The organism is Luteolibacter sp., from assembly GCF_039920825.1.
Lineage (GTDB): Bacteria > Verrucomicrobiota > Verrucomicrobiia > Verrucomicrobiales > Akkermansiaceae > Luteolibacter.
The window spans coordinates 56,046-74,768 of sequence record NZ_JBDSCX010000027.1; the positions used below are offsets into that span (position 1 = coordinate 56,046).

General features: G+C 56.9%; 8 protein-coding genes. 7 read left to right on the top strand and 1 reads right to left on the bottom strand.

Features of this window, described 5'->3' with window-relative positions:
* Positions 1-2: 2 nt before the first annotated feature.
* Positions 3-245 carry a hypothetical protein gene (locus ABIQ96_RS06895; RefSeq protein ID WP_348213831.1) on the bottom strand — a complete coding sequence of 81 codons (243 nt, stop codon included), beginning with the start codon at positions 243-245 and terminating at the stop codon, positions 3-5.
* Positions 246-496: 251 nt separating this feature from the next.
* Between ABIQ96_RS06895 and ABIQ96_RS06900 the strand changes: the two genes are divergently transcribed.
* From ABIQ96_RS06900 to ABIQ96_RS06930, 7 genes are all read left to right on the top strand, one after another.
* Complete coding sequence (locus tag ABIQ96_RS06900) at positions 497-874, top strand: hypothetical protein (protein ID WP_348213832.1); 378 nt, start codon at positions 497-499, stop codon at positions 872-874.
* A gap of 285 nt (positions 875-1,159) precedes the next feature.
* Positions 1,160-3,052: a hypothetical protein gene (locus ABIQ96_RS06905; protein ID WP_348213833.1), complete on the top strand. Its 1,893-nt coding sequence runs from the start codon at positions 1,160-1,162 to the stop codon at positions 3,050-3,052.
* A 723-nt stretch (positions 3,053-3,775) separates the two neighbouring features.
* Positions 3,776-4,513 (top strand): RDD family protein, encoded by a 738-nt coding sequence (locus tag ABIQ96_RS06910; RefSeq protein ID WP_348213834.1) that lies wholly within the window; start codon positions 3,776-3,778, stop codon positions 4,511-4,513.
* An 832-nt stretch (positions 4,514-5,345) separates the two neighbouring features.
* On the top strand, positions 5,346-5,765 hold the full coding sequence (locus ABIQ96_RS06915; RefSeq protein WP_348213835.1) for a DUF1398 family protein: 420 nt from the start codon (positions 5,346-5,348) through the stop codon (positions 5,763-5,765).
* A 982-nt stretch (positions 5,766-6,747) separates the two neighbouring features.
* A complete protein-coding gene (locus ABIQ96_RS06920; RefSeq protein ID WP_348213836.1) occupies positions 6,748-7,440 on the top strand; it encodes a DUF1573 domain-containing protein in 693 nt (230 codons plus the stop codon).
* Positions 7,441-7,499: 59 nt separating this feature from the next.
* Positions 7,500-8,681, top strand: a complete 1,182-nt coding sequence (locus ABIQ96_RS06925; RefSeq protein ID WP_348213837.1) for a hypothetical protein — start codon at positions 7,500-7,502, stop codon at positions 8,679-8,681.
* A gap of 30 nt (positions 8,682-8,711) precedes the next feature.
* A complete protein-coding gene (locus tag ABIQ96_RS06930) occupies positions 8,712-18,509 on the top strand; it encodes a choice-of-anchor C family protein (protein WP_348213838.1) in 9,798 nt (3,265 codons plus the stop codon).
* The last annotated feature ends 214 nt before the right edge of the window (positions 18,510-18,723 follow it).

The window sequence follows — 18,723 nt, forward strand, 5'->3', positions numbered from 1 at the left end:
CCTTAGTTGTGGTGGGCCTCTTCGTAGGCAATGACGTCCACCTCACGGTAACGGAGTGTTCTGATTCCGATTCTGATCGGCTTGATTCCATCCTTCCGCTTCTCGATCCGCTTAACGGTCGAGATCGACGTGTTCCAGCGTATCGCCAAGTCCTGGCGGTCCAAGAATACTCCGTGCTTCTGAGCAGGTGTCGTGGCGGTAGTAGTGCTGTCCGCCGCGACGTCTTCTTGTTTGATGTTCGCCATACCGAAAGGCGATAAACTCAAAGACCAAACCTGACAAACGTTTAATACGAAAAGAGGCAAAAAGAGCAAAAAATCGCCTAAGATTCTAAATAATCGGTTGACGAATTCGGCTGAGTGTTCTTCTTTCGCTCATGCCCAGCACGGTCACGCTCCTCAGAAATTTCCTTTCGCTTCATCCCGACCTCGAAAAATTCGGGACACAGAAAGGATTCGGCAAACTCATCGGGAAGTCGGACCCTTTCGTGCGCAGCTTGGAGAAATCGAAAGCTATCGATTCCAAGATTGGCAATCTTGTCGAATCGAGAATAGGTGCCAAGGCAGCCTGGGTTATGAAGGGTGACACCGAATCTGATGTGATTCCTGCGGCAGCGGGGGGCGTCCTCACCCATGATATGGTAATCCACCTGATCGAAGCGCAGACCCGGCGCAACGTTCAAGCTGCGGCGGAAATCCTCTCGGATGATCCCGCGGGCGAGTTGATTGACAAGCTACTTGGATTACTTCGGGCACCTTTGATCCGGCAGCTTCAGGAAGGTGACGGAACGCTTTTGGGCAAGTTGGCCGGGTTGGCCTTCCAAGCGCACTCTCCTCAGGAGGAAACTGCAAGGGAAGAGCCCAGCGGCGGCTAGGCTGACGAATCGCTCCCTTTTTGCCCATCTGATGATCGCCGAACAGCGGTTTTGGGGGCGAATGGCGTACACAAGTCGTTGAAAACGGAAAACCTTTGAACAAAAAACACCCTTATTTGTATAAAAAAACCGATTTGGCAAATTTCGGTGTTTTTATAAATCATATACAATCAGTTTGTTGTGACTTGTGTTTGTTCAACACAATCTAGCGGAAATTTAATTTAGACACTTTAACTTAATGATAATCAGCGAAGTGTGGGAATTCTATGGATATTTGTTTTCAACATGTCCGTGGGAACTTTTCAAACACTGAAATCGACCCTTCTCCGCGCCGCCAAAACTGGGGGCGCAACCTCAACCACAGCAGCTGAAATTATGGTATCCCTTCACAAAACGACCCACCCGGCCTCAGAAGCTGACACTCCTGCCTGTTGCTCTTCGTTCCCGGAGAACTTCGAGGATTTCCGGGAAGAGCTCCCCGAACAAAAGTTCAGCGTCCGCAAACCTGACGACCTGCAAGTCGCGGGGCCGGAACGCATGAATCGTAAGCCAGTGATTTATCGGCCCGCAAAAACCGTTCTGAACACGAAGAGCCTCGAATTCTCGCACAAGCTGCTATGCGACGGGCTGACGTTGAACTTTGGAGACGCCTGTGTATTCCTCTGCGCCTACTGCTACGTCGGTCCGGTAATGCGGCAATTGCTTCATAAGCTAATCGCGGCATACAACAAAGCACACGGAACCAGCTTTGAACATCAGGACTTCGTCATCCGCCGGGAGCATTCCTTGGAATTGCTGAGGAAACAACTGATTCGCTCGAACGGACAGCTCAGATTCTTCGATCCGAATGACAACCGCGTGGTTTACAGTTCCACCCTTGTCGACGTGGCCGCCAACATGGAAATCCTCCGGGAGACCGCCGCTGCTTGTGTGCTGATCCTTGAATCTACAAACTGGCAGATCCGGCTTCTGAGCAAAAGCAGTCTCCTTTCCCGGCTGATTTCCGAAGGGATGATCCCCGAGAAGTTTCACCATCGGATGATTTTCGGATTTTCCACAGGAACTCTGGATGAGCGCGTGGTCCGTGCTGTCGAAGGGGGAACCTCGCCTGTTTCCAAGCGATTAAAATCCCTTCATTGGCTCCAGGACCATGGCCTCAGAACTTTCGGGATGATATGTCCCAGCCTTCCCCAGCAGGACTATGACGGGTTCTCGCGGGAAATGTGCGATGCCATCCGCAGTGATCGATGCGAGCACGTGTGGGCCGAGGTCATCAACGTAAGGGGGAAGTCGTATACACGGACTCTCGCCGCTTTGCATTCTGCCGGACTTAACGCAGAAGCGATGAGTTTATCAGCGGTGGCCGGCCCCCGCTCCGCCGAACGTTGGGAGGAGTATGCTCGCCAGACCTTCCTGTCCCACACAAAAAATATCCCACCTGAAAAATTACGGTATCTCCAATATATCAACCCAGGATCAGCGGATTGGTGGGCATCGATGAGGGATAAGGGAGCCGTGCTACTCGGCTCAACCGCCAAAAAATCGAATCTAACATATATGCCAACAATGACTAACACCATGATTGAAACGGAAGTAATGAGCGACGAGGATCTCCAATTTCGCGAAACTCACGAGGGGATCGTGACGAACGGCGTAAAGGCCAGCATGGCAGCCGCCGCCGCGCTCTATCAGATCCATAGCTACAAGGAGGGCTTGCTCTGGAATTCCGACTTCGAATCATTCGATGCTTACTGCCGGGCAAAATGGGACTACGGGAAGTCCCATTCCTACCGCTTGGTCGAGTGCGGTGAGTTCATGGCCGCCCTTGCCAACAGTCAGTCCCCAAAAGGGGACCAGCCGCAGCGGGAAAGCCAGGTGCGCCCACTCATGGAATTGCCGAAAGAGCGTCGAGTTAAGTGCTGGAACCGGATCGTAGCTGAGACACCTGCAAAGGAGCTGACCGGGAAAATTGTTGCGAAGGTGGTCAAGGATTACCGCGAGTCGGCCGGAATCACAATTTCCAAGCCTCTGAAAAGCTCTATCACCCAAGCCAAATCGGGATTTCTCCGTTTGAAGAAGGCATTGGGCAAGTTTGAGGATTCCGGAAAATTCAAGAATCTGCTCGATCAACTCGAAAAATTAATTGATGCCGAGGCTGAAGGGCAGATGGCGAACTGAGTTCGGGCTCTGCTTAGCCAGTCAGGAAGGGGCGATTTTTCACGCGGTGGGCAAGGCTCCTCGCACATAAACTCTCACAATACCAGTACTGCCACTTCAACAGCCCCAGAGACCCCCTCAAATTTGAGGGCATCTCTTTTGGCTTAAGCTTGAGCAGGTCGGCTTCGCTGGCCGGTGGGGCTGAAAACCTACGCAAGAACTCTCCGGAAGCCTGTTCTTGCATCTGAAAATGACCAGCTCGCTCGGCTGCTTTCACAACACCCAGTTCTCAGCCCCAGAGAAGCCCCCAAATTTGGGGGCTTCTCCATTAGACTCAGCCAGAGTAAGTTGCGTATCCACGGCGTATGTGCCCGAACCGGCGGAACAGCGGATCACGTCGATTTTCCAAATAGTTCGGAGAGCGGCAGTTGAAGCGCATCTGCAAGCTTGATGACGGTTCTCAGCTGAGGACTTCGGTCTCCACCTTCGATTTGGAGCAATCCCACGTGGCTCATCCCCGCCATCTGAGCGGCCCGGTTGAGGGATAGTCCCAGCTCTTCCCGACGTGCACGGAGCTTTTGCACCACGCCTGCGATCAGTTTGTCAGCGTCTTGGTCTTTCACAGCCAGTCAGTCAAACCGATCCGCTCCAAAATTTGGTTGTCTCAGTTGCTACAAGTGATAGGAATCGGCCGATGATTCACGGGTAAGCCTTGAAAATTTCATCGCCCCTTCGATCACCCTAATGGAAATCTACGTTGCTAAATCAGGACACGAGACAGGTCCGTTCACCCGTGAACAGATCCCGTCCATGCTGGAATCCGGGATGCTCGACCTTACCGACAATCTTTGGCACCAGGGCCTGAGCGGGTGGATCCCGATCCATCAGTTCCTCAACGTGCGCCCGCCGGTGCCGGGATCGCTCCGACGTGAAGCCGCGGAAGGGTATATTTCCCGGGAGTCCGGGAGCCGCACGGGTGAACCCGCTCCCTTTGGGAGAAGGGCGTTGGCGTTTCTAATTGATTCCGCAATTTGTGGGGGTGTGACTTTTGTGGTCGTTCGGCCCATCGCCGAGTTTGCCGCATCGTCAGAGACCTCGTCCGCGTTCATGCTGGCGATACAGATCGCTGTGGTGCTCCTGCTGGTGGTTATACCGAGTTGGATATATTGCACCCTTTGGGAGTGCTCCCCGAAACAAGCGACGCTCGGGAAGATTGCGTGTGGATTGATGGTGACTACTATGGACGGTAACCGTCTCAAGTTCGCCCAAGCCGGCAAGCGTTCCATCGGAAAAATCGCCAGCGAAGCGGTATGCGGCCTTGTCGGGTTTGGGTTCCTGTTTGGAACGGGGATATTGAATGCGTCATCGCCACCCCTGATCTGGACTCCTGTATGTGGAGCTCTTTTCCTCACCTCGCTCAGGTCACCGAAAAAACAATGCATCCACGACGTGAGAGCAGGAACTCTGGTGGTAATGAAATAGCAGCCGTTCCTAACACGAAGCAGCAGACCCTTATCCAACCGTTGATCCATGCAATATCACGTCACCCAAGACGGAACCGAGTCAGGACCTTACACTGAAGATCAGGTTCGTGAAAGCCTCGTCGCAGGGACATTGAGGTCCTCGGCATACGTCTGGAACGAGGGCATGCCCGACTGGGTCCCTATAGGAGAGGTGTTCGGGGCGGGTGTCCGGCCGCCATTGCCTACCGGCCGACCTCCTATCCCGCCGCCTGAGTCCCGGCAACCGGTGCAGGGATCCACCTCGAACAAATATCCCATGTGGCGTTGGGTTGCCTGCGGAATTTCGGGTGTGATCTGGCTGTTTTACGTGGGGACTGTGAGCAACATCGAGCAGGAGGCGCTTCCGTTGATCAACGAGCAAGCTAGAATGGAATCGGGTGAGTACGTTGCAGGAGTTGGAATCGAGGCCTTCGTTCGCGGTGCGTTAGGCGACCCGTTCGGCAAAGCTAGCGAGGAATATGCAAAATCGAATTCCATGGTGGATCGCCTTCAGCAACTGTCGGCAGAATACCGAAGCGCTACAGCTATCCGGCGACTCTTCGGTTGCCTCACGTTGTTTTTCGGTGGCTTCGCAATCTGGCGACACACGTTGTTCAGACGGTTGGGGCGAAGTTCTAGTTGAACCATACGCGGGAAGGCTTTTCCCCAGAGTGCTTCACGTGCGTTCCTTGGTGGGATTGCGCTCGAAGCGCAAAATTCTTGATCTGTTCAAGCCTTTGATCCAAACGCCGCGCGCGGAAGGTGCCCCGAAGCGGCACGGGGTCCGCTAATCCTCCGAGGAATCAAGCGACATGGACAGCCAGATCATCATCGAAGCCGCGAGAGCCACTCTCGCCGGGACATTGTCATTTCCGGAAGTCGTCGGCACGCTGCTCGCCGAAGGGGTGGAATATTACCACGTCGATTACGTGGCCATGCGGAAGACGTTCTACAGCGGGGAAGGGGAGTTGGTCATCACGCCTATCAGCTACAGCAATCTTCCGCCAGTCGCCAGGGAGTTCGATGCGGCGGCATTGCACGCGGCCATCCTTGTCAGCCAGCAGAACGGCCAGAACTACCGGGACTTCAGCAGCCGTGCGATGGCGGCCGGAGTCCAGGGCTACATCGCTTTTCTGCGAGGGCAGCGGGTGACTTACTGGGGACGGCAGGGCGACCAGCACACGGAATGGTTTCCCGGCGCAGGCGGTCACTCGACCCGTGAAGGTGAGTGACGCTTACCTGCGTTGATGCATCAGACTGCGGCGAGCATTTCCCGGGCCTTCTTTATCGCGGTTGCGTTGAGTTTGCCACTCACCAGCTTCGCGCCCATTTTTTAGTGCGTTTTTGTGAGAAAGGCGGCTTCGTTCGCTGGTGGCTCTGAAAACCTCCGCAAGAAATGTCCGGACGCCTATTCCTGCATCTGAAAATGATCATCGCAGGTAAGCTTTCACAACACTCAGTTCTGCCACTTCAATATCCGAACAGAAGCCCTCAACTTTGAGGGCTTCTCCATTACGCTCCGCCATAGTAAGTTGCGTATCTGCGGCGTATGTGCCCGCACCAGCGGAACAGCCGATCACGTCGATTTTCCAGAGAGTTCGGAGAGCGGTAGTTGAAGCACATCCGCGTGCGTGATGACGGATCTCAGCTGAGGGCTACGGTCACCACTTTCGATTTGAAGTAATCCCACGTGGCTCATTCCCGCGATCTGAGCGGTTCGGTTTAGGGATAGTCCCAGCTATTCCCGACGTGCACGGAGCTTTTGGCACCACGCCTGCGATCAGTTTGTCAGCGTCTTGGTCTTTCACAGCTAGCCAGTCAAACCGATCTGCTTCAAAATTTGGTTGTCTCAGTTGCTAAAAGTGATAGGGATCGGCAGATGATTCATGGGTAAACCCTGAAAATTTCCTCACCCCTCCCATCACCCTAATGGAAATCTGCGTTGCAAAATCAGGACAGGAATGAGTGCGATGTTCGCGCCCGCGATTGCAAGTGCCTAGGTGCGAGAGATTCAGCTTTCATACAGTTGCTTCGGACATTCTTCGGAGCTTTCAAACCCCTCTCTTCATCTGACAGGGTCCGTTTTGATGGCTGGAGTGAGCCTTTTCCTGATTTGGAGTGAATCAAATAGCGCCAGAGCATGAAAGAATTACGGAAAAATCAAACACCTGCTGACCGTGTTCCGTCGTTTGGACTGATAGAAAAGCCGCGTTATTGGATATTCGCCTTGCCTCCGTCACGCCGGAATCGTATCCCACGATCGTGAAGCAAGGATTGGTATTTTTTTTGATTTCGATCTGGCTGCCTGCCCGGGCCGAAGTCGTATGGGAGAAACCTTCTCAGGATTTCAAGAAATCCCCGGACGATAAGGAGCTTTTTGTCTGCTATTCCTTCACAAATACGGGTGAGAAGCCCGTCACGATAAAGTCTATCAGTTCCTCTTGCGGATGCACGACTGCTGAGCTTGGGAAAAGAACCTACCTTGCCGGTGAATCAGGGGATCTGGTGGCGACATTTGTTTTCGGTGGCCGTACCGGAGCCCAGTCGAAGAACATCACCGTACTGACAGACGACCAGAAGAAGACCGTATTGTCCTTCAACTGCATGATCAGTGACGAGCCGGTTGTTCTTACGCCCTCATTGGTCCATTGGCGGGTGGGGGAGGATCCCGCGGGCAAGCAGGTCGGCGTTACAATGGCAGAGAAGCCCGCGGTGAAAATCGTCGCCGTGGCGTCTTCTAATCCACGTATCGTCGCGGACCAGCCAACCGCTGAGGAGGGGGGCAATTATGTGATCCACATCCACCCGGTGGACACGACGCGGACGGAGAGCGCGGAGATTTTCGTGCAGACCGATTACCCGCCTGAAGGGCCGGTGGCTTACACCATCCAGGTGCGGGTGAAGTAGTTCCAGTCCGCGCGACACTCGTTGAATTTTCCAGCCCTAATTCCGAAATCAGCTCTCAAATGAATACGAAGAAAATCCCCCAATCCCATATTTCCTCCATCCGGAGGAATCTCGCGTTTATGATGCTGCTCGCGGGCACAGCCTGCGCTTTTGACAGCGGTAGCAACGGGTCCTACGGGCCTTTGGTGGCGACCAACGCGCCGATCGTGTTGCCGCCAGACGGGATCATTCATTGCACAACCATTGATATTCCAACAAACCAGACGCTCCGTTTCGTCAGGAACGCGAGGAACACTCCCGTGTATCTTCTGGCGACGGGAGATGTGAATATCACAGGGGCAATCAATGTTGAAGGGCAGGAGAATGTGGGGAAACGCGGGGGAGCAGGCGGTCCTGGAGGCTTCGACGGTGGGCAGGGAGGCCAGAATCCTGGTGATGGGTTTGGTCCTGGTGGTGGCAAGGGAGGTTGGGTTGATAGCTCGGCACCCACGGGCACTACCATTCGGGGAGGGGGAGGGTATGGCACGGCGGGAACCCGGGCTGTGAGCGGCGGTGCCACGTATGGGAATTCCTTGCTGATTCCGATGGTGGGTGGATCAGGTGGCGGGGGAGGCACTCACACCTCGGCGGGCGCTCAGTATGGCGGTGGGGGCGGCGGAGGGGCTATCCTGATCGCTTCAAACACCAAAATCAATTATGTGTGGAACGGGAACTATACCAGCGCCCGAGGTGGGCCGGCATCCAGCGGTTATGGAGGTGGAAGCGGAGGCAGCATCCGGCTGGTCGCTCCTATTATTTCGGGAAACGCCGGCCTTGATATTTCCGGGACGATGGAGGGAGGCGTGGGAAGGGTTCGCATCGACGGGACGAGTGTCTCGCTCAATCTTCTGGGCACCGACGCTGCATCTTACACTACCTTTGGATCGAACATGGTCGTCTTTCCCCCGAATATGCCGGAAATCCGGATCGTGCAGGCGGCCGGCAAGGCGGTGCCTCTCAGCCAGGTGGAACCCGTGTTTGTTCTTCTTCCCGCAGGCTCTCCCGCCACGCAGACGATCCAGGTCCAGCTGAAGAATTTCAATGGGGTGGTTCCTCTTGCCGCGACCGTCACACCCGAGTCAGGTCAGAAGACGACCTACAACTTTGAGGTGAACAATCCGGCCGGCGCGACGAATTCCGGATCGGTGGACGTCCAGATTCCCGCAGGTGTATCCACGCGGGTCGACGTCTGGACTCGTTGATTCGAGCGCCGAATACTCCCCCTTCCGGCCATGTGTTCCTTCCGATTGTTCCGATTCCTGTGCCTTGTGTGTGCCGTGTTGCTGCCTGGGTTCTCCCAGGGCGCGGACCGGGACGGGGATTTTTTTTCAGACGACGCGGAGATCCTTGTGGGCTCCGATCCGGACGATCCAAACAGCCGCCCCGTTGGATTCGTATCGAATGGCGTCAGGGTCGATGCGCTTCGGGAATCCACTGGCAGTGAAATTTCCGGCACCGCTTTTCGCGCGGCGTCGCCGGGGGTGCTGTTTTTGAGACAGTCGGCCGGAGCCGATGGTTCGGGCAATGCCGCTGTGATCGCCTCGCCGCAGGTGCAGGTTCTGAGAATGGAATCTGGAAGCGGTGGCGGCCTTGCCGGGGTGATCGCGGACCCACCGGTTCTCTTCAGGAGGAGCGACGCGGACTTTGAGTCCGGACTGGAACCTTTTGTCGCCTACAGCAGGGCTTCGACACGGAACTGGCAGGCGGAGAACCGCTCGGGCCGGAACGCGGCCGTGATCGACAACACTGGAGGCGACGTCGCGGCGGATGATTGGCTGATCTCGCCAGCAAAGACGATCATCGCAGACGAGAAGGTGGTGGTGAATTTCGATTATTTCCAGCAGGACGCGGACACTTTGGGCGCGGGTGCCAGTGCATTGCGCGTCATGGTTTCCTCCAACTACGTTTCAGGAGATCCCGCTGCCGCGACGTGGACGGACATGACTCCCCCCGGTCTGGATTCCCTGTCTTCCGGGGTTTGGCATGACGGGCGGGAGGCCTCCATCACCGGGCTGTCTGGAGCTGGCATCCGCATCGCCTTCCGCTACCGGTCCTCCGGTACGGGTGCGGGACAAGCGAAGGCGGTGGGGATCGACAACGTGTATATCCTGGAGGATTTCTATCAACCTCCTGCGATCACCAGCTTCCTGGCGAACGGGGTGGAAATTTCCGACGGGCTGGAACTTGAGGAGCAGGCAACGCTCGCCGTGACCTCAGATTTTCTTGCGCGTGCCAGCAAGGCCCAGTTCGTCTATCGGAGGAGTGGCGCGTCCACCTATCAGATAATTGGCGAGGACTCGGATTTTTCAAATGGTGCGGGAGTGGCCTGGCCCCTGTCCGGGGTGGGCACCGGCGACTATCAATTGGCGGGACGTCTGTGGAGCGGCACCCGCTACACGGAAGTCGTCAGAGATGTGAAGATCCTGAATGCGGACATGGCCGGGCCTGTTCTAACGGATCTGACTTGGGAAGGCCAGACGCTTGCAAATGGGACACAGTTGAAGAATCCGGGGACTTTCCGCATCAAAGCAAGCGACCCCGCGGGCATCGCGCGGGTGGATTTCTTTATTAGCCGGGCGGGTGACCAGAGCTTGACCTTGCTGGGCAGCGATGCGGATGTGGCAGAAGACTACACCTGCTATTGGAATATCGGCCAAGACATCTCGGACGGGGATTTCACATTCGTAGTTAAAGCCTACGACCGGCTCGACAACGAGACATCTTCGACGCGGACATTCCAACTGGTATTGAACCGACCGCCGGCAATCACCGCACAGCCCTCCGACCAAGCGGTGGCTAGCGGTGCCAGCGCTACTTTCATGGTCGCGGTGAGCGGAACTCCAGCGCCTTCCCTACAGTGGTATCAAGGTGCCAGTGGGGATGAAAGCAAACCGATAGGCGGCGCAACTGGCACGACTTACGTGAGCCCGCCGGTGCTGGCCACCTCCCGCTATTGGGTGAAGGTTTCAAATTCGTCCGGCTCCGCAGTGGGTAGCGTGACAGCAACTGCGCGGATCCAACTCATCGCCAACGGCAGTTTCGAACAGCCCTCTGTCGGGGGACGATTGTTGTCTGTGTATGCTCCGAACTCTTCGGCGATCTCGGGCTGGAATGTGGTCCAAGGCGACATTGAACTATGCACTGGCGCGGAATGGCAGGCATCGGAGGGAACTCAAAGCCTCGATACGAGCGGGGTTTCGGCCGGGGCTTTCCATCAGGACGTCGTGGGTCTGCTGCCCGAGGGGATATACAGACTGGATTTCGACATCAGCGGAAATCCCGCTCTCCCCAGTCAGGTGATCAAGCGTCTGAAAGTGGAGGCGGGATCGGCCGTCTCGGAGTTCGAATTCGACGTGACCGGGCATGCCTCCAACAATATGGGATGGGTCCGGCGGAGCGTCACCTTTGTGGCGGAGAGCGCAACCACCCGCATCCGGTTCCAGAGCCTGACTCCCGGTGACCGGGGTGCCGCGTTGGACAATGTCTCGCTGGTTCTCATCGAGCCTCCCGTGGCGAAAGTGCCGCCGCAGATCACGTCCCAACCGGCGAGCCCCACGGTTCCCAACGGAGGAAAGGCGACTCTCACGGTGGCTGCCACAGGCTATCCTGCGCCGACATATCAATGGTATCTCGGGAACAAGGGCGATACGGGGAACCCCATCGAAGGTGCTACCAGTGACAGCCTCACAACGCCGGCGCTCTACACGACGACAAGCTACTGGGTAAGGGCGAAAAATTCGGAAGGCAGTGGGGACGGCGGGACGGCAGTGGTGACAGTGCTGGGGCCGGTACTGCGGCTGGAATCCACCACTTCGGAACTGGCGGAAGGTGCGGTTGTTTCAGGCAAACTCTTGATCGCAGTGCCCATGCCCGCCGATTTCGTGGTAAGCCTCGGCGTGACCAAAACGGGGCGGATTTCATTTCCTTCCACGCTGACGATTCCAGCCGGGCAGGTGTCCGTGCCCTTCACCATGCAGGTACTGCAGAACCAAAACTTCGAAGGAGCGGTGAACGTGACATTGATCGCATCTTCGCCGGGTTCTTCTGCAACGGTCATACCGTTCAGAATCCTGGATGACGACGCGCCGGCGATTGGATTCTCGCTGGACCAGATGGAAGCGAGTGAAAACGCCGGCGGGCAGGCGGTGCATGGCACGCTGACTCTGGAGCGGGTGCCGCTTTCGCAAATGAACGTGACTTTCACGGTTGAGCCGGATGGGCAAATCCAACTGCCCGGGAGTTTGCTTGTGCCGGCAGGCTCGCAATCGGTGGTGATTCCCGTCGGGATATTGGACAATACCGCGCTGGACGGAAACCGGATGATTTCAGTCACCGCGCATCTTCTCACCGGGGGGGAAACCGTGTCCAGCTCCACACCGGTTCAACTCACGATCACGGATGATGAAGGACCGTCGCTGTATCTAACATTCGACCGGGGGGTCTATCTGGAAGGACGCAACCCGGCCGGAACGGGAACGGTCCGGCGCTCCCTCCAGACCACTGCGCCAGCCACCGTGAGCCTTCTTGCTGCAAATCCCGCAAAACTGGTCTTGCCGGCGACGGTGATCATCCCCGCAGGACAGGCTTCGGTGAATTTCCCGATTCAAACGCCCGCGGATTCCGTCGCTCAGGGGAATCAGCTCGTCCAGGTGGCGGCGACGTCTCCAGGATATAACAGGACCTCGGTCCCGGTGGTCGTCACGGACACCCAGAAGCCGGATCTGGCGGTGGAGCTGGTTTCTCCGCCGGCCGGCGCGCTGACTGACGCATGGATGGATGTGGGATTCTCGCTATCCAATCAAGGAGCGTTGGAAGCAAAGGGCCCCTTCTCCCAGCAGATCCGCCTCTCTACGGATGCGGCCATCGGCAGCGATGCGTTGCTGGGCCAGGTGGATTTCACCGGCAGCCTGCCGGCAGGGGCGAAAATCAAACAGACCCTGCGGGTTAAGCTGCCGCGGGCGGCCGGTCGATACTGGCTGGTCGTGGAGACGGACGCGAATGGCAAGGTGGATGAAATCCTGGAGACCAACAACGCGGCCATCGCCGCGGTTCCGCTGGAGATCGAGCCGGCCTATTCCACAACCCTTTTGATCGTCCCTGACAAACTGCCGGCCGGAACGCCGGTTCCCATCACGGGGACAGCCATGTTGAAAGCCGGCGGTCCCGCCGCGTATGCCTTGGTCAACATTCATATCCTCAACCGCGGGGCTGAACGGATCATCTCTGCGATTACCGACACGACGGGACATTTTTTGACCAGTTTCAGCCCTCCATCCGGGCAGGGCGGCTTGTTCCGCTTTGGCAGCTCGCACCCCGGTGCCGCGACCTTCGCGGTGCAGGATGAAGTCCACGTGTATGGTCTGCGCGCCACGCCGGGCGCACCGCAAATTGAACTCACGGGAGAGGGCGAGCAGACCGGAAGCATTGTCATCACGAACCTGGCGGAGTTCCCCCTAACCGGAATGAAAGTGTCCCTTTCCGGTGTGCCGGAAGGAGTGCAATTCACCGCCGCGCTAGCATCAGCGACGCTGACGGGAAGCGGGTCCATGAACCTGGACTATACGATCTCAGGAAACGCACCGGTGGAGGCCACATTTTTCACCCTCGCCATCAGCTCTGCGGAGGGCGCGAGCCTGTCGCTCCCCATCGCCCTGCCGACGGGCGTCCGCGAGCCCGTGCTGGTGGCTGCTCCTGGCCAGCTGACGTCCGGGATGGTGCGTGGCGGGCAGCAATTCCTTCGCTTCAACTTGCGCAATACCGGCCGCGTGGCGAGCGGCCCGGTGAATTTCCGTCTGCCGGCCGACGCGCCATGGTTGCGGATCTCAACGCCCCAGCCATTACCGCCGATCACCGCAGGTGGATCGACCGAGGTGATGGTCCAACTGCTTCCTCCCGCGACGATGGCTCTGGAGGAATACACCGGTCAGTTTCTGGCTACGGACGGGACGAGCACCGCTGTAGTCACCTACAATTTCCGTGCCTTGTCCGATCAGACCGGACAACTTGTCGTCAAAGCGGAGGATGAATATACCTATTACGCGGCAGGCAACCCCGCCGTAAGCGGGGCATCGGTTAAAGTGACGGATGCGCTCTCCGGCGCGACGGTGGCTACGATGGTGACGGATGCGTCTGGCAAGGCCGACTTCGGTGAGTTGCGGGAGGGCTACTACGAAATCGACGCGGTAGCGGACCGGCACACTTCCTTCCACGCCACAAGATTGGTGGTGGCCGGAGGGAACACGGAGGCGAAGGTCTTTCTACCGCGCGACACCGTCACCTACAACTGGAGGGTGACGCCCACCACCATCGAGGACCGCTACAAGGTCACCGTGCAAACCGAGTTTGAAACGGCGGTGCCGATTCCGGTGGTCACGATCGAGCCGGCCGTCATCGATCTGGCGGAGATCACCGGGAACGAAAAGGTCATCGACCTCAAAATCACCAACCACGGTCTCATTTCGGCGGAGCAGCCTTCCTTGGAGTTTGGCGAAAATCCCCTTTGGAAAGTCACTCCCCTTGTTCCTGATCCGGGGTCGTTGCCGGGGATGAGCTCGGTGACTATACCCGTTCGCCTCGAGCGGATACCGGCCAGTCCGCAAGTATCCCTGGCAAAAGCCAGTATGACAGCAGCCTCCGGCGATCCATGCCGGCTGGAAGCGGGAATGAAGTGGTGGCTGCTTTGTGGTCCGGACCGTCACTGGTACCGTATCAAACTCCCGTTCATCAATTTGACGGGAGATTGCGGTATCCCTTGGTTCGGCGGGGGATCCTCCGACGGATCAGGAGACGGTGAAAATCCGGATGACGCCGCCGATGACGACGGCGATGTCTCTCATGACGACGGCAAAAACGAAGGCAAGTATGTCGATCAAAACGGAACGGGCAAGGGATCCAAAAGCAACCCCATCGTGGTTTCCTCAAACACGTCTCATACTGTTACGGACATGGGGTGTCAGGCGTGCGATGAGGAGGCTCTCGTAAAAAAAGAATGCTATAAAGGATCATTGGCCATCGACGTCTCGGGAGAGATTAAAGATTTGGTGAAGAAGCTTCCCCCCCCGTTCTTCGTTTCCGAGCCTGAGGTCACTGTAGATTTCAGTGGCGAACTTTGCGACTGTTGCAAAGATGGAAAGTTGGGCCGATCTGGAACCTTGGAGGCAGGAATCGTCGCAAAAGCAGCGGTCGGGTTCGGAGCAGGAATAAAGAAAGCTTGGTCCTTCGACGACGTGTTTGGTTATGATGAAGTTGGTTTGGAAGTATCAGCGTTTGCTGGCCCCAAATTGGAAATAGGAGGGAAGGGATCAATATCCATGGAATGGAAATGTCAGGACGTCGTGCCAGATATTTGTGGAGAGTTTTCTCTCGATGCAAACTTGGGTCCTACCATCGACGTCTCATGCGAGATATTCGCGATTTCCGATGGGAAACGATGGTCAGGAACTGGGAAAGGTACCATGAGCGTTACAGTTTCCGGACATGTAAAATGGGACGGATGCGAGAATTTCAAAAGCAAAGTGTGCTATGGGCCTGTGGTAGAAACGATATCAATATCGTGTGAGCTTATGTCGATGGACGGCGAAAAAAAGACATTCACAATTTCCCGCAGTCGCTATTTCTCCAAGGGCAACTGTGACGACGAACCGGAGGCAGCGCTCGCTTCTGATGCATCCTTGGCCAAATCCCAAATGGAATTCTCATCCTTGGATAGTGAATTGGAACAGACCGAACCTTATGAGATTACGCGTCCGGCGGATTACTACCTCGGACCGCTGGGCCGCTTCGACGGGAGAACGATCGCGCAAGTTCTTGGCGAATTGCCACCGCCCGACGGGAAAGGCGTGTGCGCTTCGGTGAAACTGAAGCTGGACCAGGAGGCCGTTCTTTCGAGGGATGCCTTCAATGCGGAACTGGAGCTTTCCAACAGCAGCACCGATCCGCTGGAGAATCTGCACGTGGATTTGAAAATCAAGGATAGGTCGGGCAATTCGGCGAACGATCGCTTCCAAGTGAGGCTTGATCAAGTCACCGGCATGACCGGCGTAAATGGAGGAAGCCTCGCCGCGAACACCACCGGCACGGCGAAGTGGGTCATTGTGCCGACCGTGGATGCCGCTTCCGATCAGGCGACCGAATATCTGATAGGCGGAACATTGGGTTATAAGACGGGCGGTACGGAAGTGTCCGTTCCCTTCTCGGAGGTGGCCGTCACGGTGCTGCCGGCACCGCGCTTGAACCTGAGATATTTCCACCAGCGCGACGTTTTCAGTGATGACCCGTTCACGCCCCAGATCGAACCGGCGATTCCATATTCACTGGCGGTGATGGTGATGAACGAGGGCGCGGGCGTGGCGCGGAATTTCTCCATCAGCTCGGCCCAACCGACCATCATCGAAAACGAAAAGGGCCTGCTGGCCGATTTCCGCATCATCGCCACCCGGGTTGACGGACAACCCTTGCAACCTTCGTTGGTCGCGGACTTTGGGGACATCCAGTCCGGGGAAGTTAAAATAGGCGAATGGCTCTTCACGTCGAGCGTCCAAGGGCTTTTCACGGATTACAAGGCGTCTTTCGAGCACATCGATGGGCTCGGAAATCCCCGCTTGTCCTTGCTGGATGATGTGGAGATTCATGAGATGATCCACAAAGTACAGGATCCAAGAGCCACCGGCGGCGTTCAAACCGCTTTCCTGGTGAATGACGTGGTGGACGGCCATCATTTCCCCGATACCATCTATCTGAGCGACGGCACGAATGCGCCGGTGGAGGTGGTGGAGACGGGGGTGGCAACAGGACAATCCACCAAGACGCTGACGGCGGTGATACCGGAAGGCTGGATTTATCTCCGAATTCCGGAGCCGTCTGATGGAATGATGGAACTCATCAGCGTCGTGCGATCCGACGGGAGGGTGATCCCCCTGGACGTGAGCGTGTGGGTGACGGACCGGACCTTCATCGGCCAGGGGCAGCGGCCGGTGTTGGAGAACAAGCTGCATCTGCTGGACCACGACAGCACTGGCTCCTACACGCTGGTCTATCAGGCGAAGCCGGCGCAGGACACCCAGGCTCCGGAGAGCCATGTGATGTCGCTGGCCGGGAATAGCGCGGAAGAATTCCCGGTGAGTTGGACGGGGACTGACAACCGGGGCATCGCCTTCCACGACATTTATGTTTCCACGGACGCGGGACCCTATGTTTTATGGATCCAGCGGTCGCTTGAGACGGGCGCGATTTTCAAAGGACAGCTGAACCACAGTTATTCATTCTACAGCCGTGCGACGGATGCGGCGGGTAATCTGGAAAATGCTCCCGCGGTGGCGGACGCGACCACACGGGTGAGCTTGGTCAATCTTGCGCCGGTGCTGCCGGAGATCCCCACGAAAGTGGTGACGGAGGGCGAGACGCTGGTTCTGGAATCGGGCGGGACAGACCCGGACGGGCGTACTGATTTGCTCACCTACTCGATCCTCACGGACGTGCCGCCGGGCCTGACGATCAACAGCCGATCCGGGAGAATCCGTTGGGTAACGGGTGAAGCGGACGACGGTCGCGAGGTGACGGTGACTGTGAAGGTGACCGACTCGGGCGCACCCTCCAAATCCAGCACCCGGACCTTCCTGATCCGGGTGTTGGAAGACAACAGTCCTCCGGTGCTGGAACCTGTGGACCCGCAAGCGGTGAATGCCACGGGGATCCTTTTGGTGGCGCTGAAGGCGGTGGACTCCAATATTCCCAAGCTGACCGTTCAGTACCGAATCGTCGGCACTGCGCCGGGGGGGATGACGCTCGATCCCGTGACTGGCTTGCTTACCTGGCGACCCCTTCCGAAGGATGCGGGCAAGACGGTTCTCATCACCGTGGGCGCGAAGAACTCCGGAGCGCCAGCGGCGGAGTCCACCGTGTCCTTTCCCGTCACTGTGGATACGGCGATTCCCAGCGCGCGGGTCAATTCGCTCCCGGCCGCATCGACCCCCGACTTCGCGGTTTCCTGGCGGAACACTGGGAACACTCCGGTTGCTAGCTACAGCGTCTACGTCTCCAGCGACGGCGGGCTTACCTTCACGCCGTGGTTGATCAACACGATCCGGACGTCGGCGATATTCCATGGCCAGGTCGGCAAGCGGTATTCCTTCTACGTGGTGGCGAAGTCGGCGGATGGCAATCTGCAACCAGTGGATCCTGCAATATCATCCGTTTCGACCGTCGCCGAGACGCCCATTGCCGCGAACGGCTTCGATGAAGTCTTGGATTTTGAAAACAACCGCCTGCCCACCGGCTGGACCATCAATGTCAGCGCCGACCAGCTCGGCCGGACGGGAGTCGCGAACAAGCGGTTCGAGTCCCGTGCCGCATATACTTTCTCCGGCCTCTACTGCGCCAAGAAACTCCCGGCGGGAGCGACGGGTTTCCAGATCGAATACCGCGGCAACATCAGTGCGAACCTGCTGGGGCAGAGCACCCAAATCCGGATCTATCAGAAGCAGGGTTCCTTGATCCAGACCTACCTTGGAAAAGCGAGCGACGGCTTGAAAAATATTTATGCGGAGGCCGGACTCATGGACGAGCCGGAATACTCCAAGATGTTTGCGCTTCAATCCGGAACCTATGAGATCAAAGCCGTTTTCAGCGATGGGAATATTGTCTACTCTGCTACCAAACCGGGTGCTGCCAAGGCACTGTTTGATGTTTCCGTCAAGGTTCCGGACCTCAAGGTCCACGACATGTATCTGATGGAGATTTTCGCGGATACGAGCAGCCCGGAGACTAGTTGGTTCGATGATGTTGTGATCAAGGCAATCAAGCCCGGGTTGCCGATGACTTACGAAATTGTGGCCAGTGCGAAACCGCAATCCAAAGGGACGGTCACGGGAGCCCGGAAATATAACGAGGGAAAAACGGTGACTCTCAAGGCCATGCCCAAAAAGAACGGCAAGTTCGTTTCCTGGACGGAGAACGGGCGGGTCGTAAGTAAGAAACCAGTTTATACGTTCAAAGCGCTCAAAAACCGGAATCTCGTTGCAAACTTTCAATAGGTCGGAAACAGACATCCACTCGGGGATAGCGACTTTTCGCCAGCCTAAAGGGGAGCGGATTATTTTCTTAGAGGCTGTCTTAAAAATATCTGATTCCCAACTTTTAATCTGTACTAATCCGGTCATGTATTGGAGAAGCTTGCCATGCCAAGTTATCCTAGCAGCCTGACCGACGCCGAATGGGAAATCCTCCAATCCCTGTTGCCCGCCGCGC

Excerpts from the sequence above, each read along its gene's own strand:
- ABIQ96_RS06905 (WP_348213833.1), top strand. The coding sequence starts at position 1,160 with ATGTCCGTGGGAACTTTTCAAACACTGAAATCGACCCTTCTCCGCGCC.
- ABIQ96_RS06910 (WP_348213834.1), top strand. The coding sequence starts at position 3,776 with ATGGAAATCTACGTTGCTAAATCAGGACACGAGACAGGTCCGTTCACC.
- ABIQ96_RS06915 (WP_348213835.1), top strand. The coding sequence starts at position 5,346 with ATGGACAGCCAGATCATCATCGAAGCCGCGAGAGCCACTCTCGCCGGG.
- ABIQ96_RS06895 (WP_348213831.1), bottom strand. The coding sequence starts at position 245 with ATGGCGAACATCAAACAAGAAGACGTCGCGGCGGACAGCACTACTACC.
- ABIQ96_RS06925 (WP_348213837.1), top strand. The coding sequence starts at position 7,500 with ATGAATACGAAGAAAATCCCCCAATCCCATATTTCCTCCATCCGGAGG.
- ABIQ96_RS06930 (WP_348213838.1), top strand. The coding sequence starts at position 8,712 with ATGTGTTCCTTCCGATTGTTCCGATTCCTGTGCCTTGTGTGTGCCGTG.